Here is a 20514-nt window from a genome sequence, read left to right on the forward strand (position 1 = left end):
GCGCCGCAGTCATCAGGCCATGCACGGCTGGCCACCCCTTACGTTCGTAGTGGTGTGTGGTGGTGGTTGCGTCGTGGTGTTTGGTGGGGGTCGATGTGGGGTGGTGGTTTGAACCAGGGTGTCCCGGTTTTCGTGTCGATGCGCCATTGTTCTTTGTGGATGAGGTGGTGGTGGTGTGAGCACAGGAGCACGCCGTTGTTGGTGCTGGTGGGCCCGCCGTGTGACCAGTAGGTGATGTGGTGGGCTTCGCACCAGGGTGCGGGGATGGTGCAGTCGGGGAAAGCGCAGCCTTGGTCCCGGGCGTTGAGGGCTTTGCGGATGTGGGGTGGGAAGATCCGGGTGGTGCGGCCGATGTCGAGGATTTCTCCGTCGGTGCCGAGCAGGACGGGGAGGATGTCGGCGTCGCAGGCTATTTTGCGGATGGTGCCCGGGTGGATAGGGCCGGTGAAGGTCGCGGTGCCCGTGCTGAGCGGGTTCCGGGCTGTGGCGGTGCTGTGGGTGAGTTGGGTGTAGAGGTCGCGGTGGTCGATGGTGACGGTGACTTGGGGTCGGAGTCCGCCGTTGGAGGGTAGTTTCCCGGTGGTCATGGCGAGGCTGCAGGCTCCGACGAGGCCGTCGAGGAGTTTCTGGGCCCGGGAGCGCCGGTCAAGATCCGGGCCGGGTGAATTGTCGCTGCTGTCTGGGCTGGTGGTGGTGAGTCGGGGGTTGGTGGCGGCGTTCATGGCGGTGGTGAGGGTTTCGTATTGTTCGGCGGTGGCGAAGATTTCCAGGTGGTGGAGTCCGTGGCGGCGTCGGCGGCGGAGGAAGGCTCCTTGGGTGTGGCGGAGGGCTTCTTCGGTGGGTTCGGGGCCGTCTTGGTCGATGGCATCGGTCCAGCGTTTGGCCATTTTGGTCACGAAGTCGGGGTCACTTTCTGCCGCGGTGGTGGTCAGGGCGTGTTCCATCCGGGTGAGGGTGTCGTCATCGGTGAAATGTTGGGCCTTGTCCAGGGCTACGCTGATGATCGTCGCCGAGCGTGAGGGGACGGCAGCTGCGGCCACGGCGTCGGCCAACACTTCACGGCGTGCCGGAATTTCCTGCCCGGCCATTCCTGTCTGCGGTAGCACGGCGGCGGCGAGGGCGAGCCGGCGTCGTGCTTCACCGATCCCGATCCGCAATCGGGCCCGCAAGAACTCCGCCGCGTTCCGGTACCCATCATCAAGAACACTGCCCCCACCCACCGCAACAGACCCAGCACCCGCCACGGACCCGGCCCCGACTGTGCCGTCCAAGCTTTCCTCAGTACCTCCCGCAGACTCACCGACTGGTTCAGTCCACCCCGTCCGCCATTCCCGGGCACCGGACGGCCGGGACTGCCGTGCCTGCACTTCGGACCGGGTCCGTTCTACAACTTGGGCCGCCACGATCTGCACATACTCAAGGCCGCGGGCGATCTCCTCGACCTGACCCGCGAAGTCCGAGGCTTCCGTAAAGTCGAACAACCGGGCGTCCGCCGCAGCAAATGAGCGCAGGACTTCAACCGCGGCAGCTCCCTCGGCGAGAGCTTCGGCCAACCCTGTGCAGGCCGGGCGCATGGCAGCCGCGAGCCCATTGCTTCCGCCTTCGCGCAGCAAAGTGGAAGGGTCTTCTGCCTGTGTGACGGGTCTGTCCGCGGCTGGTACCAGCTGGCCGGCTTCGATGAGGGCGGCGGTGCGTTTGATCTCGGCCGCCGGGATCACCCGCCGAACTTCATCGCTCCGCCGAACTACGTCACTCCGGCGGGCTTGTCGGGGCAGCACTTTGGCGCCGGGCGAACCTGCCCGCCGCGCCAAAACATCCCCAATGCTTCCCATGAATCAACTCTGTCACCGGGGTCCGACATTATTAGCACCCCTGACCCCAAGCCGGAGTTGGAGCCCCGGACATGGCTGACGCGGGCCGAAGAGTCTGGGGGAAAACTCCGACCCGCGCCAGGTTTTTGGGGTTGGCTAACCGATCGTTTTCATGGCCTGCCAACCGCTGCCAAGGCTGGTGGCTGGGACGTTGCTAAAGGTCCCGCTGCCGCTGCCTGGGTAGAGCCACAAGGTGTCACCGATCCGGCCGACGACATCGTTCTTGCCATCGCCGTCGAGGTCCCGGGGTCCTGCGATCAATGTTCGGTTATCCCAGCCCGCAGAGATCTGCTTCCATGGGAGCCACCCTCGGGTTCCGTTGCCGGGGTAGAGCCAAAGGGCGCCGGTATCGGCGCGCCTGGCCAGCACATCTGTCGTACCATCTCCATTAAAGTCCCCCGTGCTCAGAATTGCATTCATAACATTCCAGCCGGTCCCTATGGTGGTGGGTGTCCGCAGGCCGCCGCTGCCTGTGCCCTCGTAGAGACGCAGATCGCCGCTGCTTCGCCGGGCGATGAGGTCCGGGATGCCGTCGCCGCTGAAGTCGCCGGGCGAGAACAGTTGGCTCATGGTGGTCCACCCGACACTGACCTGGACACGTGCGCCGAAACTGCCTGCGCCATCACCCGGGTAGAACCACAGCACGTCTCCCGCGCGCGCCAGCAGATCCGGTTTGCCGTCCCTGTTGAAGTCACCGGGGGTGACGATGTCGGTGATCGTGGACCATGCCGGTGCCGCGAGCGCTGTTTGCCGTGGCCCAAGGCCTCCCGCGCCGTTACCCGGGTAGAGGAACAGGTTGCCGGCGCTGTCGGAGGACAAGACATCTGACTTGCCGTCACCGTTGAAATCATGGGACGACGGCGGACCGGCTGCGGGAACCGTGTAGGTCTGGTTTCCCACGGGCGAGGCGTTCCCTGCCGCGTCCACTGCGATGTACTTCAGATTCAGCTGCGATGTTCCCATGACAATCGGCGTGGAGTACTTGATGTTCGTGGCAGACGCCGTTGTCGTGGGTGTGCTGCCGTCGGTGGTGTAGTAGATGCTGGCGCCTGGTTCGTCGGCGGAGAGCGTGATGGTTGCCCCACTGGCCAGCGCGCGGCTGGTCGGGCTCGCCGTCACCATTGGTGCCCTGGTGTCCGGCGGAACAGCGTAGTTCTGGGTAACGACGTCTGAGACATTTCCGGCAGGATCCGTGGCGAAGAACTTGAGGGTCATCGGACCGGGGCCCGGGAACACTACGGGTGCGGAGTACGCCACTCCTGCTGCCAGGGGATCGCTTCCGTCCTTCGTGTATTTGATGACGGAGTTTGTTTCATTGGACGTGAGGGTGATGGTGGTCCCCGCAGCGTATTCGCCGCTGGGCGGGTTGGCCGTCACAACCGGCTTGGTGACATCGGGGCCGGTGGAGTAGTTCTGGGTTATCACGGTCGATGGGTTGTTCGCCGTATCCACCGCGAAGTACTTCAGCGTCAGCGGGCCATTCACAGTGATCGGAGTAGCGTACTTCGGGCTGGTTGTGGTGGGGTTGGTTCCGTCTATCGTGTAGTAGATCGTTGCGGGCTCGTTCACGGCCAGGGAGACTTTTTGCCCGATGTCGTAGGTGCCGCCGGCGGGTGTCGCTGTTACTTCCGGTGCGATGACATCGGCTGTGATGTGGGCCTCGAACTCGGAAAGGCCCACGTTGGTGGTGGAGGCACTGACGGAGCTGATATTGAAGCGGACAGAGGTGACCGTCCGGGCCGGGAAGTTCACGGTCAGTCCGGAGCCGTTGTTGGGCAGTGCCCCCACAGGCACAGTGCTGCCGTCCGGGAAGGCCAAGTTGCCCCCGGTGACCTGATCGCTGAGGATCGGCCGGTCAAAGAGTGTCACGGCATTGATGGTCCGGGCGGGGGAGAAGTTGTACTGGATCCAGCTGCCGGCCTTCCCGCCGTTGGTCACCCACTCTCGTCCTGCATCCATGGGAGTGCCCCAGGCATACCCGTCGCGCGCCTTTTCAGGACTCTGGGCCGAGGCCTTCTGCGAGGAAGCGCTCGCGGTGGTCCCTGCTGACTTGGCAGCGTTGCCCGTCCACTCAATGGCCGTAATGTACTGCCGCTTAAGCCAGTCGCTGTACGGAGGTGCGGGGCATGGGCTGCCGCATAGGTATTTGTCGAAGTCAGCGAAGCGTACAAAGGTGTTGACCTTGTTGGTCAGATCTGCGCCGGTGACGTTCTGGGCATATTCGTCGATCACGTAGGCGTCGTATGCCGAAGCCGTATGGGGACCGGTGTAGGCCCTGCTGGCCAATTGGGCAAACTTTGCCGTAGCCCAGTGGTCGCTGTGGTCATAAGGGTTTTGGTAACTGCCTGTCCAGTCTTGGGTGCGGAAGGTGGTGGGTCGGTAATTGGCCACCAGCTGGTTCAGCGTCGTTTGGAATTGGGCCTTGGTGAAGGCTGCCGCACCATCGACCGGGCGGATGGAGCTGAGCCTTCCATCCCACAACTTCAAAATGCTCTGGCCGTTGTAACGGCTGCTGCCCGTCCCGTCCGGGAAGCCGTCCGGAAGCCGCATGAAAACAACTGAGATGTTGGGCGCAGCGTTCAATGTTTGAAGCGTGAGGGGACGTCCGGGTATGCCGGCGTCAGAGGTGGTCCAGGCATCGGCTACGCCGGCCATTTTGGAATAACTTGCCCGGATTCCGGCTTCGAGGCTGTTCCAGTAGGCAGGACCCTCGCCTGCCTCACCGGCTGTGGCGTAGATCGTCTGCACGCAACGTTTGGCTTGGACGTCCCGCATGAAGTCGGGACTGATGAAAATCAGGTCATCATCTGTGTGGGCCACGACCTGCATGGCACCCCCTGTGCCGGGACAGGGCGGAACCGCTGCCGAGGCAGGGGCGGCGATTCCCACAGTGAGTGCGGACGAGGCCACGGATGAGCCCAGCAGCAGGCCAAGGATTCTCTTGGTACGGAACAGGGGGAATTGACTACGACGCCGAGCGTATTTTGGACGGTCCACAACCAGTGCTCCTTGAGCAGATGTTGGGCCCCCCAGCCGGCAAATTTTCGACGCCCACAGGACGTCATTCAGTTGGATACTGCGGTTCCTCCAGCAAATGGAGGTGAAGCAGTGATCGTTACTGTACTCCTTGGGAAACACCATGGCTAGGGTGCGGGCAGGCCCTTCTGCGAACCGGGGCGGACCTGTCGGCGGGGCCATTACGCTGATTGCATGAACCGCACCGCAGCGTTGAACCCCAGTCCGAGAACTCTCGACGTCGAAAGCGTGGTTCATTTCAATCGGCTGGTTAGTGCTGGGGCCCTCTCAATGCACGGCTGGCACGCCCAATCGTTGGACCTTCGGGGGTACTCGCGGCAGCTCAAAGACATGGACCCCCAAGGCGCGATCTTCCTTGGCTGCACCTTCGACGCCGGCGTGGAGGAGAGCCTGCGAAGCCGCGGTGCGCTGATCTTCCCCAAGCTGCTGGGCATACCTTTCGACCCCTACCGCGGCAGTCTTTACACCCCCGCGGAACTCTATCCGGACATCCCAGGAAGTGAGTACGAGTCAACCCTCGACGCGCAGGTTTACCAGTGGAGCATCCTGCCGGGCCAGCGGCAGAGCCTCGACGCGACGCTCGCCGCAGCCCTGCACGACCACGCCATCGGCGATGCCTTGGACGAGGCACTTGACCAGGGCGCTTTCGCCGGGAGCAGGATCGTGGGGGTCATGGGCGGCCATGCTGCCCAGCGCGGCTCCAGGGAATTTGCCGACGCCGCCCGCCTGGGCAGTTTGCTCGCACGGTCCGGATTCGCAGTCGCCACCGGCGGAGGCCCTGGCGCCATGGAGGCGGCCAACATGGGCGCGTACTTCAGCGCAAGGCCCGACGGCGAACTGGATGCCGCCGTGGGGTCGCTCGCCGACGTTCCGGGGTTCAGGCCCTCGGTGACGGCTTGGGCGCGGAAGGCGGCGGCCGTCGTCGAACGTTATCCCGACGGCACCCCGACGCTCGGCATCCCTACATGGTTCTACGGGCACGAGCCACCGAATCTCTTCGCTACCCACATCGCCAAATATTTTGCCAACGCCATCCGGGAAGCCATCCTCCTGGAGCTCTGCGATGGAGGGATCGTGTTCCTGCCCGGGGCCGCAGGAACTGTGCAGGAAATCTTCCAGGACGCCTGCGAGAACTACTACGGAGCGCCCGAAACCATCACGCCGATGGTCCTGGTGGGCCGCGAACACTGGGAACGGACCTTTCCGGCCTGGCCCATGCTGCAAAGCCTTGCCGCGGGCAAACCCATGGCAGAGCGGATCTTCCTGGTGGATACGGTGGACGAGGCGCTCGCGGTCCTGACGGCGTGAACGGGCACCCGGACGAGCGTGCATCCCCGGTTCAAAAGTCCTTGCTGCACGGCCCTGCGCCGAGTTTTGCCAGGCCCGTCAGGTCACCGGCCGCATAGTGCCGGACCCAGGAAGCCTGACCGTACATGAGCTGCCGGGGATCATCCACGTGGTCCAGCCCCACCAGATGGCCCAGCTCGTGCATGATGACAGCGACGCCGATCTCGTCCCCGTCCGGTGTGTCCACGATGCCGGCGAACTGTGGGGCATCCAGAGACACCGTCCCGGTTACGTAGGCTTTGTAGCCGTTGCTCAGGCCGATGGACGAGCTTCCGCCCAGGCCCACGGTCTGGCCCGTCAGGCGGGGCACTTGTTCCGGCGTGCTCCACGCGATCAGCACCGGCGCCCAACGGTCGCCATACCTGGCAGGTTGGTAGCCTGAACGGTTCGGGGAGGGGACTTCGGAGCTGGGACCGTCGTAGATGAACTTCAACCCCGTGGCATTGCTGACCCGCTGGATAGCCTTCTCAACCAACGCCTGCCAGGAAGCCGGTGCGGAGTCTGAGTTCACCACGTAATGGATGGGCCGGCAGGGTGAGTAGGCCAGCGGCGTTCCGTCCTCTTTGACCGCCAGGAACTTGTACGAGCTGCTGGCCTGGACCACAGGCGGAGGCGTCCCGAGTGGTGCATCGGCTTCTTCACGGCCAGGGAGGGGATCATCCCGTTGCCCGAAGGGCACCAGCCCGGGGCGGGCCGGTTGGCTTTGCGTTTCTGAGGATCCGTACAGAAACTGTTGCAGCTCACCGCCGAAAAAGGCCCCGGCGCAGACCAGTCCAAGGATGCCCAGCAGGAACAAGATGGCGGCGGTGCTGCTGTGCTTGATCGGCGGGCGGGGTTCAGGTGGTTCGCGGGGACCGGATGCCGGCGGAAGGTATCGGGGCCGGGGAGGATCCGGATCCGGCCACTTGGACGGTCCATAAGGTTCCATGGAACCCCCTGACGTGGAGGCCGCGGACGTGCGGTGGGGCGCCGCCGTCGGCCGTTTCCGTCAGCATAGGTCCAGCGTGGTCCGGAGTCCATGGTGTCGTGTTCCGGGCAGGAGATCGGCTAAATGTCCTTGCGGCAGGGCGCGGAGGCCAGGAGGTGCAGACCGTTCAGGTCACCTGCTGCCAGGCCATCCGGTGCGCCGATTTCGGGGTACATGAGCTGGATTGGATCGTCCACGTGGTCCAAGCCCATGACGTGTCCCAGTTCGTGCTGCATGACGGCGAGGACATAGTCCGAGCCGCCGGGGTCCGACAAGAGTTCAGCGATCTGGGGCGTGTCGAGCTCCAGGCTCCCCGTGATGTAGCTTTTGGGGCCCTTGTCCAGGGAATACATGGTGCTGCCGCCGGTGCCGATGACCTTGCCTTCAAGAGCCGGTGCTACTGCCGGCGTGGTCCAGGAAATCAGCAGGGGTGCCCACCGATCGCCGTAACGGTTGGGTTGGTAGGGCTCGCGCCGGTCTGCGGGCTGTTCGTCGGTTGTTCCGTCGTTGACGAACTGGATGCCCGAGGCAGCAGAGATGTTGGCGATGGCCGTGGCAAGGAGTGCGTCGGTTCCCTGGGGCGCAGTGGCGTTGTTCACTACGTAGTGCAGCGGGCGGCAGGGGGAGTAGCCGACAGGAGTGCCGTCGTCGTTGGTCGCCAGGAACTTGTAGGAATCATTGGTGGTGCCGGGCGCCGTCGGCGAGGCCAGCGGGGCATCCGCTTCCTCAAGTCCAGGCGGTGGTGCATCGGGCACACGTGTCGCGGTTGGCTGGGTCTTCCCGATCTGCGGGCTGCCCGGGACGCTGACGCCCGGGAACAGCGCCGTGATGCGGGGGTCGCCGTTCAGGAACCCGGTGACCAGGACCGCTGCCACCGCAGCGACTACCACCATCAGCAGGCCGCGGAGAACACGCCCGGCTGTTCCCGTGCGCCGGTGCTTCGGCACATGCGCTGTTTCCCGCTCCGCGTCCACGGTTCTCCATTCCTCATGCCCTTGGTCACGCAGGGCAGCGCGGAGGACGAACCAACATTACGGTCTGGCGGCTGGGCCGTCCAAACTCAGACGATCGCAGCCCCGAAGAGCAACCCGAGACCGTAGGTGGCAGCTGCAGCTCCGAGCCCGATGGCCAGCTGCCGCAGGCCGCGGCTGAGCGGTGATGTTCCGGACAGCAAGCCTACGACGGCGCCAGTGGCCAACAGCGCGACTCCCACCAGGACACCGGCCACCAGGAGGGCGGCCATGCCCGTCATGCCGAAGATGAACGGAAGGATGGGCACGATGGCGCCGGAGGCGAAGAAGCAGAAGCTGGACATCGCTGCCCCCCAGGCCGAGCCCACGGATTCGTGCTCGTCGGTTACCGGTTTTTCGGGTTGGAGCGAAAGGCTGGGATCGCAGTCGCAGCTGAACAGTCCCATGCGCTCGGCTGCCCGGTGCTCGGCCGCCTCCCGGGTCATGCCGCGTGCCAGGTAGACCAGGACCAGTTCGTTGTGGTCGATGTCCAACGACGGGGCTGCGGTGAGCGTCGCCTGGGTGGGGAGCGTGGCGTTGAGCAGTTCGCGTTGCGAGCGGACGGAAACGTATTCGCCGGCGCCCATGGACAGTGCGCCTGCCAGGAGTCCGGCCACGCCGCTCATGAGCACCACGGAGCTGGAGACCCCGGTGGCGGCCATGCCCATCACCAGCGAGAGGTTGCTCACCAGGCCATCGTTGGCGCCGAAGACCGCTGCGCGGAAGGTGCCCGAGAGCCTGTTGCGGCCCCGGGTGGCCAGGCCACGGACGACTTCCTCATGGATCTGCTCGTCGGCAACCATCGCAGGCGTCGCCGCTGGTTCGGTGCCGTACGGGGAGCGGCCCTCGGCGCGCTGTGCCAAGGCAAGGACAAAGACGGACCCGAAGTTGCGGGCCAGGAAACCCAGGAATTGGCTGCGGGCCGACGCTGCTTTGGGCATCCCGGCATGATCTCCCAGGAGCTTGAGCCAGTGTGCTTCGTGGCGGCCTTCGGCTTCGGCCAGGGCCAGCAGGATCTGGCGTTCCTCCCCATCGCGGCGTTGGGCAAGTTCGCGGTAAACAGCGGCTTCGGCCCGTTCGTCGGCCAGGTATTGCCGCCAGCGCCTGATGTCGGAAGCCGAGGGCGCATCATTGGTGCGGTGGGCTGCTGGGTCGGGGGTGGGGTCCGGAGCGGGGCTCGACGAATTCTGGGATTCCTGGTGCATCTGCACTTTTTCTCCTGCGCTTGGTGGGGTGGTTGCGGCCCCATTGCACGCCCCACACTACCGCTTATTGACGCGGATTTTTGGCTGGTATTCCTTATCCGGAATGTTCGGTGCACCGTAATTTCCGGCGTTGCGTGCACGCTCTTCCGGGCCTTGACCCATGCTTGCCCTGGTGCTCAGATGGAGGGACAGGGGCGGGTCTTTAATCAACCCGCAATTTGCCACCGGGCTCCTGCAGGCAGCCCACGGGACGGAGGTAGCAGCATGAACACCACCGAATCACACTCCAACTATCCCGAACGCACAACCATCGAGTCGGACCCGGCCTACGATTACGCCGAAGACCAGGAAGTGGACGAGCCCTGGGTGGAGGAAGTGGACGCCCCCGAGGACGACGAACGGGTGGTGCCAATCGATGAGACCGAGGAGTTCCGCGAGGAGGACGAGGAAATCTAGGCGAGTTCCCGACTGGGTTCCCGGCTCGGTTCCCGGCTGAGCGTGAAGGTGCAGGGCCGGCCTTCCCGGTGACCCACCGCGGCTACGGTGACTGTCAGAGTCCCCGTAGCCTCGCACCACGTGGAGGGCCGGACCGCCCGCGCCAGTGCCTCGGCGATGTGCCGCGCCTGCGGATACCGGAAACACAGGGGCCGGTTCCGGGTCAGTATGGTCACCGTGCCAAGGTAAAGGTCGACGGCGGGGATCACCTTGACGGTTGAGGGGCCGGTTTCGTCGCGGGTGCTTCGGGCTGGTGCCGGCCCGTTGTTGATGGGTTCGTTGTGGCTCGGCTCGTGATACGGCACGCGGCTGCTCCTGTGGAGAGTGCTCTTGCCCGTTCGGTTGTCTCAGGTCCGGGACGGGCCGCTTCTTCATCCGAACCACCCGTGAACATGGGGTTGGTGTATGGCCAGTCGGAGCTTGGCGCCACATCTCTTGAAGCTGGGACAACCCTACCGCACCTCCCGTTGTGAGGCCCGCTCTGCGCTCCTTGGGCGGGGTTTGCCGTGCAGAGCAGGCCTTCCAACGTGGAAGTCCGGGCGTTGGGAGGCCCGCTCTGCGCGCTTTGACGTCGTTTCAGGACGCACAGTGGGCCTCGCAACTCCTCAACGCGTCATCCCCGGGAACGCAAACGGCGGCGCTGCCCCACAAAGGGGCGGCACCGCCGTCGGGTATTGCTTGGTTAGCTGTTGCTGCCTACCGGGTGTACTTCCGGCGGCAGTTCCTCGGAGATGGCGCCGGCAACGCGCTTGTCCCAGGCCTCGCGGACAGCAGCGTCCGTGGGCGGGGTCAGCAGGGAGACCACGACGTAAACCACCAGCGAGGCGCCGAGTCCCCAGTAGATGGGCTCGTTGGCGTAGACGCCGTCTTCGCTGGGGATGACGCCAACTGCGTACATGATGAGCAAAGCCAAGGTCAGCACGGAGCCGACCGCCATGGACCAGGCAGCTGCGATGCCCGTGCCGCGCTTCCACACCAGGCCACCGAGGATGGCAACCAGGAGGCCGCCTACCAGGATGTCGTAGGCGATGGTCAAGGCGACCACCACGTCCTGCGCGGCCATGGAAATCAGCACTGCGAGAATACCGAGGCCCAGGACCCAGTAGCGGTTTGCCTTGACGTCGTGCTCGGGGTTCTCGGTGTCATCGGTGTTGATGGTCTTGCCGAACCAGCTGGCAACGAAAGGCACGACGTCGGCGCGCGCCACTGTTGCGGCGGCGATCAGGGCGCCGGATGCCGTGGACATCATGGCTGCAACTGCTGCTGCCATGACAAGGCCACCGATGCCGACGGGCAGGATGTGGGTAGCGACCTCGGCGTAGACGACGTCCTTACCGAGGTTGGCGACATCGATGTTGGGAAGGGCAACGCGGGCTGCCAGGCCGATCAATGCGCCGGCGATGCCGTAGAGGATGCAGTAGACGCCGGCCGTAGCGCCGCCCCAGCGGGCAACCTTCGCGGTCTTGGCAGTGAAGACGCGCTGCCAGATGTCCTGGCCGATCAGCAGGCCCAGTGTGTAGACGACGAAGTACGTGATGATCGTCTGGGTGCCAATGCCGTCGATCTGGAAGAAGCTGTCCTCCAGGCGCGCACGGATGCCGTCCATTCCACCAGCCGCGTTCAACGCGAAGGGGAGCATCAGGAAGAAGATACCCACTGTCTTGATGAGGAACTGCACCTGGTCTGCCAGGGTGATGGACCACATTCCGCCGATTGTGGAGTAGACCAGGACGATGGCGCCGCCGACGGCGATTGCCAGCCAGCGTTCCCAGTCGAAGAGCACCACGAAGATGGTGGCGTAGGCACCGGTGGACGTGGCACACAACATCAGCGTGTAGGCCAGCATCACGATGCCGGACGTCTGGGTGGCCTTGCTGCCGTAGCGAAGGCTCAGCATCTGGGAGACCGTGTAGATCTTCAAGCGCTGGATGGTGCCTGCGAACAGGAGGCTAAGGAGCAGCACGCCTGCGCCGATGGCGACCACGAGCCACATGCCGGAGATGCCGAACTTGTAACCGAGGCCAACGCCGCCCACGGTGGACGCGCCACCGAGGACAACCGCGGCCATGGTGCCGGTGTAAAGGAAGGGGCCCAGGCGGCGGCCGGCCACCAGGAAGTCACTGTTGTTCTTGGTGCGGGACTTGCCCCACCAGCCGAACGCCAGCATGGCGAGCAGGTACACCACCACGATTGCGATGTTAATAGCCGAAGATTCCATGAACGGTCCTTGGAGCTGATGCACGGAGGTTGGGGTTTTCGACGATACTCCTGCAGGGCGTCGAAGTCTCCGTGCTGACGATTGGAGATTGGTGTTTGGAGCTTGGGAGGTGTTGTGTGCCTCACAGACAACACTTGTTGCCTCTGAGGATATGTTGTGATCGGAGTAACAGTCAAGATCCTTTGGACATGGTTACGTCGGCAGTGGCCTTGTTTACGTGCCTCCCGGCTACTATTGCTCCAATGACAGGGCCGCATGACAGGCCTGAAAGGTTCGTGAATGAAGGCTCTACCCGTTGAACCGAGCAATGTTCCCGTTGCCATCGGTTCCAGAATCCGCGCAGCCCGGCAAACGCAGCGCCTGACCATTGAGCAGGTGGCTGATGCGACCGGTCTGACCAAGGGCTTCCTGAGTCGCGTGGAGCGCGACCTGACATCGCCGTCGGTAGCGTCCTTGGTGACGCTCTGCCAGGTGCTTTCCGTCTCTGTTGGTGACCTTTTTGCGGCGCCGGAGACCCATCTGACAAGGCGGGACGACGGCCCCAGGATTTCCTTGGGTGGCCAAGGCATAGTGGAGCGGTTGTTGACTGCCCGCTCTGAGAGGCGCCTGCAGATCCTCCAGGCCACCATCGAGCCCCGGGGCCGGGGTGAGAACGAGCTTTACGCTGTGGACTGCGATGTTGACGTACTGCACGTGGTCAAAGGGCGGATTAAACTTATCCTGACCAACGAGGAGTACGACCTCGAGGAAGGGGACACTCTGTCCTTCCCGGGCCGCGAACCCCACACCTGGATCAACCCCACGGACCAGACCGTCGAAGTGCTCTGGGTGCTGGTGCCGGCAGCAAGCCGGTAACCCCTCAGCCCACGTGCACCCAGGGTCGGCGGGTGATGTCCGGCTCGGCTTCCCGGAGCACCTCGCGGGTCACGGGCGCGATCTCACCTTCGCCGAAGAACAGGAACCTGCTCAGGTTGGAGATCGGGTTGCCCTCGGTCCAGCGGAAGTAGATGTGCGGCATGAAGCCGGTGACGTCGCGTATGTGCAGGAGAACCGCGGCCAACGTGTTGGGCACATTGTTGCTGTGGACTTCCAGGATTTTGTACCCGTGCCGTTCCTTGCCCACCACCTGGAGCTCCTGTTCGAAGTCGGAGCTGTCGTCCACGATGATCTCGATGAAGACGGCGTCGCAGTCCACCGGGAGATGGTTGGCCTGCTGGGCATGCTGCAGCTTCTCCCTGTACCTGTCGGCGCTGAAGCGCTTGGGTTCGTGGGCGATGATCCGGACGGGACCGTCGGAGTTGTTGGCCGTGAATTCCAGGGCCTTGTGGTCCATCTTGATGTGCGTGGCCCGCAGTTCGAAGGCGCGTCGCATGCGGGAGGCGAAACTGACCACCAGGATCGCCAGGATGAAGAGTGCGGCAATCTTGAGGCCATCGGGCCGCTCGATGGAGTTGACCACGGTGGTGTAGATGAACGCCAGCGAGATGATGCCGAAGCCGATGACCTGCCCGCGCTGCTTCTTTCGGCGTGCGGAGAGTGTCACTGCAATGGAGGCTGAGGTGATCAGGACCAGTACGCCAGTGGCATAGGCGCCGCCCTGGGCGTTGACGTCGGCCTGGAAAATGATGGTCACGATGAACGCGATCACCGTAAAAACGAGGACCAGCGGGCGCAGCGCCCGTGACCAGGCGGGCGCCATGCCGTAGCGGGGCAGGTACCTCGGGACGAGGTTCAGCAACCCGGCCATGGCGGAGGCGCCGGCGAACCAGAGGATCGCAATGGTGCTGATGTCGTAGATGGTCCCGAAACCATCGCCGAGGAACTTGTGGGCGAGGTACGCCAGTGCGCGGCCATCGGCCTTCCCGCCGGGCTCGAATTCCGCGGCCGGAATCAGCATGACGGTGGTGAAGCTGGAGGTGATGAGGAACGAGCTCATGATGATCGCGGCGGTGGTCAGGAGCTTGTGGGCGCCCTTGATGCGGCCGGCCGGGTTCGCCTCTGTGTCAGAGGGGTGGCCCTTGATCTGCGGCATGACAGCTACGCCGGTTTCAAAGCCGGACAGGCCAAGGGCCAGGCGGGGGAAGACCAGCAATGCCAGGGCGATCATCATGATGGGGTCGCCGTGGGATGTGGTGAGCGCCGTCCACCAGTCCGTGATGACGCGAGTCTCGGTGAACACGTGGCCGATGGAGACGGCGATGACCACCAGGTTCAACAGCAGGAACGCGCCAACAAGGACCACTGCAACGTTGATTGCTTCCTTGAAGCCGCGCAGGAAGACAATGCCCAGGCCCGCGATGAGCGCCAGGGTGATGACTACCTGCTGGCCTTCAAGGAATTCCGGTGCGAACGGGTTCTCGATGAGGTGGGCAGTGGCGTCTGCTGCGGAGAGCGTGATGGTGATCATGAAGTCCGTCGCCGCGAAGCCGAGCAGGGCGAGGACAAAGAGTTTGCCGCCCCAGCGGGGGAGGAGCCGCTCCAGCATGGAGATCGAGCCTTCACCGCGTGGGCTTTCCCGGGCAACGCGTCGATAAACGGGCAACGCACCGGCAAGTGTTGCGGTGACAAGGAGCAGCGTGGCCAGGGGTGATAGCAGCCCTGCCGCCAGTGCCGCGATGGCGGGCTGGTAGCCCAACGTGGAGAAGTAGTCCAGGCCCGTGAGGCACATGACCTTCCACCAGGCCTGCGGTTTGTGCGACTCCGAGGGCCTGCCGTGCGGGCCCTGCCGCTTGCCTGAGGTGTCCGGCATTCCTTCCAGCAGCCAAGGTTTGAGCTTGAAGGAATTCTTGGGCCGGTTGGCCGGGTCGGCCGGAGGCCTCGACAGGGTGGTCACGGTGTCCTTTCGCGCAGCACGGTACTGCTTCCCGTAGGAGCGTATGGGGGCTTCCGACGCCGGTACACCGGTTTTTATGGAATCTTTACGCCCGCTGTGAGCGGCGTCTCACTCCTGCGGGAGGACGTAAACAAGTGATGCATATTAGGCAACTTTGAGTGTATGATGGGTGTCACAGTCCCAGTTTCAAACCCACCAACCTAAGGAGTGGCGCAACTTTGGAAGAGCTCCGTATTGAGGCCAACGGCAACCTCGGCCCCATCGATTCATCCCGCATTCCGCGCTACGCCGGCGCCGCCACCTACGCCCGGCTTCCCCGTCTGGACCAGGTCGCCAAGGCGGACGTCACCGTCGTCGGCGTCCCTTTCGACTCCGGTGTTTCCTACCGTCCGGGTGCCCGCTTCGGCGCCAACCACGTGCGTGAGGCCAGCCGTTTGCTCCGTCCGTACAACCCCGCCTGGGACGTCAGCCCGTTCGAGAACATCCAGGTGGCCGACGCCGGCGACATGGCCGTGAACCCGTTCAACATCAACGAGGCCATCGAGACCATCCAGCAAAACGCACTGGACCTTACGGCCAACGGCAGCAAACTGGTCACCCTCGGTGGTGACCACACCATCGCCCTCCCGCTCCTCCGCGCCGCCGCAGAACGCGCAGGCGAGCCCATCGCCATGCTGCACTTTGACGCACACCTTGACACCTGGGACACCTACTTCGGTGCCGAATACACCCACGGCACCCCGTTCCGCCGCGCGGTCGAGGAAGGCATCCTGGACACCGAGGCCATCAGCCACGTTGGAACCCGCGGTCCGCTGTACGGCAAGAAGGACCTCGACGACGACCACCGCTTCGGCTTCGGCATCGTCACCTCCGCTGACGTGTACTACCAAGGCGTCCTTGAGACCGTAGCCAAGATCCGCGACCGCATCGGCAACCGCCCGCTGTACATCTCCGTGGACATCGACGTCCTGGACCCGGCGCACGCACCCGGCACCGGTACTCCCGAAGCCGGCGGCATTTCCAGCCGCGAGCTCCTGGAGATCATCCGTGGCTTCCGCGGCATGAACCTCGTTGGCGCCGACGTCGTGGAGGTCGCCCCGGCCTACGACCACGCTGAAATCACCGGCGTCGCAGGCAGCCACGTGGCCTACGAACTGGTGACCCTCATGGCAGACAACGCCGTCGAGGGTGACCGGCATGGCGCGCCGAACGGCTACGCCCAGCAAGCCCTTGGCGCCCGCATGGAAGAACTCGCGAAAGCTACCCGGCGATGATCGATTTCGACCCGGGCACAGCAGCCCCCACCAAGGGCACCAACCAGCGCAACGGCGGGGACCTCGTCGTCGAGACCCTTGAGGCGCTCGGCGCGAAGACGGTTTTCGGTATCCCGGGCCAGCACGCGCTCGGCCTGTTTGATGCCATGGGCCGCGGGAACCTGCACTTCGTGTCCTCCCGCGTGGAGAACAACTCGGCGTTCGCCGCCGACGGGTACTCCCGTGCCACGGGCGAGGTCGGGGTGCTGTTCCTCTCCACCGGTCCTGGCGCGCTGACGTCCCTGGCCGGTCTCCAGGAGGCCTACGCAACCGGTGTTCCGATGGTGGTGGTGGCCAGCCAGATCCCGCTGGACGGTTTGGGTGCGCGCCGAAAAGGCATGCTGCACCAGCTTGATGACCAGAAGGCCTCGGCGGCGAACGTCACCAAGAGCCAGCGCCTGATCCAGCATGCTTCGGGTATTCCCTCAGCTATCCAGGACGCCTGGACCGAGGCGATATCCTCGCCGCAGGGTCCGGTCTGGATCGAAATCCCGCAGAATGTGCTGCTGGATCCGATCATGGTCCCGCCGGTGGAAGACGCCCTGGCTGAGGCTTTCGACAACCCGCCCCGCGTCGAGCTGGTCCGTGAAGCGGTGAAGTGGCTTTCGACGGCGGAACGTCCGGCCATCATCGCCGGCGGCGGTACCCGCCGTGGCCGGGCAGAGAAGTCGCTCCTCTCCATCGCCGAGCAGCTGCGTGCACCGGTGATCTGCACACCCGGAGGCAATGGCGCGTTCCCGTGGAACCACGAATTGTCCCTGCAGTCGTGGATCGAGGACCGGTACATGACCGATGTCCTCGAGGACGCAGACGTGCTGATCGTGATCGGTTCATCCTTGGGTGAAGTGACCTCGAACTACTTCACGTTCGAACCCCGCGGCCGCATCATCCAGATCGACGCCGAACCCCGGGTCCTTGAATCCAACCGACCCGGCCTGGGCATCCGCGCCGATGCCGGGCAGGCTTTGGCCGCGCTCGATGAGGCGCTGGCCGCGGCAGGGGCCTCTGAAGCCGGCAGAAGAGACTGGCACGGCAGCACCCCCGAGGACGTCGTCAGGGAATCCCTGGCCAAGGTCAAGGCCCGCCTGGAATCACAGGACCTCGCCAAGGAACTGAAGTTCATGGCCGATATCCGTGAGGCTGTTCCGGCGGACATGCAGACGTTCTGGGACATGACCATTTCCGCTTACTGGGGCTGGTCCTGCTGGGACGCCCGTGAGGGGCAATTCCACTCCGCCCAGGGCGCGGGTGGCTTGGGCTATGGCTTCCCGGCAGCGATCGGTGGGGCGGTGGGTCTGGAAACCACGGGCAAACCCAGCCGTGTGCTCGCTGTTTCCGGTGACGGTTCCTCCATGTACTCCATCTCGGAACTGGCCACGGCCAAGCAGCACAACGTCCCGGTCACCTGGCTGATCGTGGACGACGGCGGCTACGGCATCCTGCGCGAATACATGGTGGGAGCTTTCGGCCAGGCCACGGCCACCGAGCTCGCCCGTCCGGATTTCGTGAAGCTGGCCGAGTCCTTCGGCGTCCCGGCCCGGCGTGTGGCCCCGGAGGAAGTGGGGGACGCGCTCAAGGAGTCCTTTGAAGCGGACGGACCCAACGTCGTCGTGGTTGAAACACTGCTGAAGATGTTCGGACCCACACACCTGGACTAAGACGCAAGGAAACCCCCGCACAGTGATCTGCGCGGGGGTTTTCTATGTTGTGAGGCCCGCTCTACACCCTAAAAGCGGTGAATAGGGCGTGGAGCGGGCCCCGCAACGCAGGATCAGTCGAGGTCCCGCTTGGTGCCTTCCGGAGTGGCCTTTACAGCGATGGCAGATGCCAGCATCGCGGCGATCCAGAAGACCGCAATCAACCAGATGCCTCCACCGGTAGCCAGGCTCAGCCCGGCCACGATCATCGGTGTGAAACCTGCGCCGATCATCGACGCACCTTGATACGCCAAAGATGCTCCGGTGTAGCGGTTGCGGGTGGGGAATTGTTCGGCGACGTAGGCGGCAATCGGGCCGTAGAGGAAGCCCTGCACCAGGCCGTTGCCCAGGATGATGGCGGCCGCGAAGCCCCACAGCTCGCCGTTGCTCATCAGCATCAGAATGGGGTAGACCAACACGGCGCCAAGTACCGAAGCTCCGATAAGGACACGACGGCGGCCGATCCGGTCGCTGAGGCGGGCGGAGTAGAAACAGATCACCAGGGTCAGCAGCGCCGCGACCGCCTTGATGTTCAGCACGCCATTCTTATCGGCACCGCTCTCGACGGCTACCGATACGCCCCACACGGTGGTCATGGACTGGCAGACGTAGAATGAGGTAGTGGCGAGCAACCCAAGAACCACGGCGCGGGGGTTGTTCTTCAAGACATCGAGCAACGGGACACGGCGTTTTTCGCCCGCGGCCTCCAATCGCTGGAAGGCAGGCGTCTCGGCCACTTTCAACCGGATGACCATGCCCACCACAATGAGCAGCGCGCTCAGCAGGAACGGTACGCGCCAACCCCACACCAGGAAGTCCTTGCCGGAAATCGCGGCGAACAGTGACAAAGCGAGCGTGCCCAGGATGGCACCTGCCGGACCGCCGGCGTTGGCGAATGCGGCCGCGAAACCGCGGTGCTTCTTGGGCGCGTGTTCTATGGCCATGAGCGCAGCGCCGCCCCACTCGCCACCGACCGCGACACCCTGCACGAGGCGCAGGATCACCAGGGCCACCGGGGCCGCCATTCCAATCTGCGCTGTGGTGGGGAGCAGGCCGATCGCCGTAGTGCCCAGGCCCATGATCAGCATGGACAGAACCAGCATTTGCTTGCGGCCCAGGCGGTCGCCGAAATGGCCGAAAATCAGTCCGCCCACGGGCCGGGCAATATATCCGACGGCGAGGGTGACAAAGGACGCGAACAAGTCGAAGCCGGGGCCGAGGTTGGCGAAGAAGACCTTGTTGAACACCAGGGACGCTGCCGTGGCGTAGAGGACAAAGTCGTAGTACTCAATGGCGCTGCCGATGAAACTGGAGGCGAGGATGCGGCGCATGTCCTTGGTGTTCAAGGACGTTTTTGTAACGGTGGCAGCAGCGCCTGTGTCCGGGGCTGTTGGTGCTGAACTCATGTTGTTCCTCAGGTTGGGGTTCTGGCTCGTCAGCGCTGACGGGCGAACGGGATGGTGTCGAGGTCGTTGGGGATGGTGAACGTCCCGGAGAAGTGCTCGCCGGCTTCGTGCCAGACGGACGCGGACGCTGAACCGGGAACCAGATGGTGCAGGGCCAGGTGCCCGACGCCGGCAACCTCGGCGAGCTTCGCGGCGTCGCGGACGCTGGTGTGCGATTTGTAGTGGTGATCGCGCGAGGCTCGGCTGGATTCATCGGTCTTGTCCGCGTACAGGGATTCCACCCAGGCGAAATCGATGGCCTCATGCAGCAGGAGATCAGTGTCCTGGGCCAGGGTGATCATGTTTTGCGTATAGGCCGTGTCGCCGGAGATCGTAACGGAGCCCTCTGCGGTGTCGAAGCGGAAGGCGAAGGCAGGAGCCACGGGCGGATGTTCCACCAGGATTGCCGTGACCGTGACCAGTTCGTCCCGGTACACCTCGAACGGTTCCATGTCCGGCGTCGGGTTGTTGTTGGGGTGGTAGCCGCTCCCGGCTGGAACCTCGATGTCTTCGGCGTGGAAGATATCCAGGGGGCTGGGGCGCAGGCTGTCCAGGATGCGGTCGTTGAGGTCCGTGGCGTGGGCCTTCATGAGTTGTTCGAACATTTGGCGCGTGCCCGGCGTCGGATTCTCCGGCGCCAGCGGCTGGGGTGCGACGACGGCGCGTGGCGACACTGCGGGAAGCTCACCGCGGTTGCCCGGTCCAATGATCTTCACGGGATTCTCCGTGCGGTGGGTCAGCGCGTAGAGGCCGAAGATGCCCAATCCGGCGAGGTCGTACACATGGTCCGAGTGCAAGTGCGTGATGAAAAGGGCCCGCAGGTCCTTGAGTTCCAGGCCGGACTGGCTGAGCCTGCGCCCTGCTCCCTGGCCGAAGTCGACGAGGTAGAACGCGTCTCCCACCACCACGGCAGTGGCAATGCCGGTGCGCTCGCCGGAGTCGGCCGCCGCCCACCAGCGCGGACCACCTGCGGTTCCGAGGGTGATGATGTGCGGCTTCAGCGATGACGACGGCGTCATGGTTCTCCTTGTTCGAGGGGCTTTCCTCCAGTGTGGTCTGCGCCACCTCACTTGTATA

The 20514-nt window shown here is 64.3% G+C and carries 15 protein-coding genes and 1 riboswitch; of the genes, 5 read left to right on the forward strand and 10 right to left on the reverse strand.

Features of this window, described 5'->3' with window-relative positions; genetic code table 11:
• Nucleotides 1-38: 38 nt before the first annotated feature.
• Together ACFUOZ_RS07320 and ACFUOZ_RS07325 are read right to left on the reverse strand one after the other, a co-directional pair.
• Nucleotides 39-1832, reverse strand: coding sequence for a DUF222 domain-containing protein (locus ACFUOZ_RS07320; protein ID WP_377546240.1), 1794 nt, complete (start codon nucleotides 1830-1832; stop codon nucleotides 39-41).
• Between the two features lie 135 nt (nucleotides 1833-1967).
• Nucleotides 1968-4868: a chitobiase/beta-hexosaminidase C-terminal domain-containing protein gene (locus ACFUOZ_RS07325; protein ID WP_377546242.1), complete on the reverse strand. Its 2901-nt coding sequence runs from the start codon at nucleotides 4866-4868 to the stop codon at nucleotides 1968-1970.
• A gap of 213 nt (nucleotides 4869-5081) precedes the next feature.
• Between ACFUOZ_RS07325 and ACFUOZ_RS07330 the strand changes: the two genes are divergently transcribed.
• Complete coding sequence (locus ACFUOZ_RS07330) at nucleotides 5082-6215, forward strand: LOG family protein (protein ID WP_377546244.1); 1134 nt, start codon at nucleotides 5082-5084, stop codon at nucleotides 6213-6215.
• Nucleotides 6216-6246: 31 nt separating this feature from the next.
• On the opposite strand, the gene ACFUOZ_RS07335 is transcribed toward ACFUOZ_RS07330, so the two are convergent.
• The 3 genes from ACFUOZ_RS07335 to ACFUOZ_RS07345 all read right to left on the reverse strand — a co-directional run bounded on the left by ACFUOZ_RS07335 (nucleotide 6247) and on the right by ACFUOZ_RS07345 (nucleotide 9436).
• Nucleotides 6247-7182 (reverse strand): matrixin family metalloprotease, encoded by a 936-nt coding sequence (locus tag ACFUOZ_RS07335; RefSeq protein WP_377546246.1) that lies wholly within the window; start codon nucleotides 7180-7182, stop codon nucleotides 6247-6249.
• Nucleotides 7183-7301: 119 nt separating this feature from the next.
• Nucleotides 7302-8195: a matrixin family metalloprotease gene (locus ACFUOZ_RS07340; protein ID WP_377546248.1), complete on the reverse strand. Its 894-nt coding sequence runs from the start codon at nucleotides 8193-8195 to the stop codon at nucleotides 7302-7304.
• A gap of 86 nt (nucleotides 8196-8281) precedes the next feature.
• Entirely contained in the window at nucleotides 8282-9436 is a 1155-nt protein-coding gene (locus ACFUOZ_RS07345; RefSeq protein WP_377546442.1) for a VIT1/CCC1 transporter family protein, read from the reverse strand.
• A 264-nt stretch (nucleotides 9437-9700) separates the two neighbouring features.
• Between ACFUOZ_RS07345 and ACFUOZ_RS07350 the strand changes: the two genes are divergently transcribed.
• Complete coding sequence (locus ACFUOZ_RS07350; RefSeq protein WP_377546250.1) at nucleotides 9701-9892, forward strand: hypothetical protein; 192 nt, start codon at nucleotides 9701-9703, stop codon at nucleotides 9890-9892.
• Here ACFUOZ_RS07350 and ACFUOZ_RS07355 read toward each other — a convergent pair.
• Together ACFUOZ_RS07355 and ACFUOZ_RS07360 are read right to left on the reverse strand one after the other, a co-directional pair.
• Nucleotides 9889-10236, reverse strand: coding sequence for a hypothetical protein (locus ACFUOZ_RS07355; protein ID WP_377546252.1), 348 nt, complete (start codon nucleotides 10234-10236; stop codon nucleotides 9889-9891). The genes ACFUOZ_RS07350 and ACFUOZ_RS07355 overlap by 4 nt on opposite strands.
• Before the next feature lie 16 nt (nucleotides 10237-10252).
• Nucleotides 10253-10372: riboswitch (SAM riboswitch) on the reverse strand.
• 241 nt (nucleotides 10373-10613) lie between these two features.
• Nucleotides 10614-12149, reverse strand: coding sequence for a sodium:solute symporter (locus tag ACFUOZ_RS07360; RefSeq protein ID WP_377546254.1), 1536 nt, complete (start codon nucleotides 12147-12149; stop codon nucleotides 10614-10616).
• 279 nt (nucleotides 12150-12428) lie between these two features.
• Between ACFUOZ_RS07360 and ACFUOZ_RS07365 the strand changes: the two genes are divergently transcribed.
• Nucleotides 12429-13004, forward strand: a complete 576-nt coding sequence (locus ACFUOZ_RS07365; protein WP_377546256.1) for a helix-turn-helix domain-containing protein — start codon at nucleotides 12429-12431, stop codon at nucleotides 13002-13004.
• A gap of 4 nt (nucleotides 13005-13008) precedes the next feature.
• On the opposite strand, the gene ACFUOZ_RS07370 is transcribed toward ACFUOZ_RS07365, so the two are convergent.
• Nucleotides 13009-14982, reverse strand: coding sequence for an APC family permease (locus ACFUOZ_RS07370; RefSeq protein ID WP_377546258.1), 1974 nt, complete (start codon nucleotides 14980-14982; stop codon nucleotides 13009-13011).
• A 218-nt stretch (nucleotides 14983-15200) separates the two neighbouring features.
• On the opposite strand from ACFUOZ_RS07370, the gene speB reads away from it, so the two are divergent.
• A complete protein-coding gene (gene speB, locus ACFUOZ_RS07375; protein ID WP_347110027.1) occupies nucleotides 15201-16256 on the forward strand; it encodes an agmatinase in 1056 nt (351 codons plus the stop codon).
• Complete coding sequence (locus tag ACFUOZ_RS07380) at nucleotides 16253-17953, forward strand: thiamine pyrophosphate-binding protein (RefSeq protein WP_377546260.1); 1701 nt, start codon at nucleotides 16253-16255, stop codon at nucleotides 17951-17953. The genes speB and ACFUOZ_RS07380 overlap by 4 nt, the downstream gene beginning before the upstream one ends.
• Nucleotides 17954-18066: 113 nt before the next feature.
• Here ACFUOZ_RS07380 and ACFUOZ_RS07385 read toward each other — a convergent pair whose 3' ends face one another.
• Both ACFUOZ_RS07385 and ACFUOZ_RS07390 read right to left on the reverse strand, forming a co-directional pair.
• A complete protein-coding gene (locus ACFUOZ_RS07385; RefSeq protein WP_377546262.1) occupies nucleotides 18067-19398 on the reverse strand; it encodes an MFS transporter in 1332 nt (443 codons plus the stop codon).
• A 29-nt stretch (nucleotides 19399-19427) separates the two neighbouring features.
• Nucleotides 19428-20456 (reverse strand): MBL fold metallo-hydrolase, encoded by a 1029-nt coding sequence (locus ACFUOZ_RS07390; RefSeq protein ID WP_377546264.1) that lies wholly within the window; start codon nucleotides 20454-20456, stop codon nucleotides 19428-19430.
• Nucleotides 20457-20514 lie beyond the last annotated feature (58 nt).

Origin of the sequence: Paenarthrobacter sp. NPDC057355 (genome assembly GCF_042667405.1) — a bacterium.
Taxonomy (GTDB): domain Bacteria; phylum Actinomycetota; class Actinomycetes; order Actinomycetales; family Micrococcaceae; genus Arthrobacter.

Bases quoted from the DNA above. Each gene is read 5' to 3' on its own strand.
- ACFUOZ_RS07320 (WP_377546240.1), bottom strand. From the start codon at position 1,832: ATGGGAAGCATTGGGGATGTTTTGGCGCGGCGGGCAGGTTCGCCCGGC.
- ACFUOZ_RS07330 (WP_377546244.1), top strand. From the start codon at position 5,082: ATGAACCGCACCGCAGCGTTGAACCCCAGTCCGAGAACTCTCGACGTC.
- ACFUOZ_RS07335 (WP_377546246.1), bottom strand. From the start codon at position 7,182: ATGGAACCTTATGGACCGTCCAAGTGGCCGGATCCGGATCCTCCCCGG.
- ACFUOZ_RS07345 (WP_377546442.1), bottom strand. From the start codon at position 9,436: ATGCACCAGGAATCCCAGAATTCGTCGAGCCCCGCTCCGGACCCCACC.
- ACFUOZ_RS07350 (WP_377546250.1), top strand. From the start codon at position 9,701: ATGAACACCACCGAATCACACTCCAACTATCCCGAACGCACAACCATC.
- ACFUOZ_RS07360 (WP_377546254.1), bottom strand. From the start codon at position 12,149: ATGGAATCTTCGGCTATTAACATCGCAATCGTGGTGGTGTACCTGCTC.
- ACFUOZ_RS07365 (WP_377546256.1), top strand. From the start codon at position 12,429: ATGAAGGCTCTACCCGTTGAACCGAGCAATGTTCCCGTTGCCATCGGT.
- ACFUOZ_RS07380 (WP_377546260.1), top strand. From the start codon at position 16,253: ATGATCGATTTCGACCCGGGCACAGCAGCCCCCACCAAGGGCACCAAC.
- ACFUOZ_RS07385 (WP_377546262.1), bottom strand. From the start codon at position 19,398: ATGAGTTCAGCACCAACAGCCCCGGACACAGGCGCTGCTGCCACCGTT.
- ACFUOZ_RS07390 (WP_377546264.1), bottom strand. From the start codon at position 20,456: ATGACGCCGTCGTCATCGCTGAAGCCGCACATCATCACCCTCGGAACC.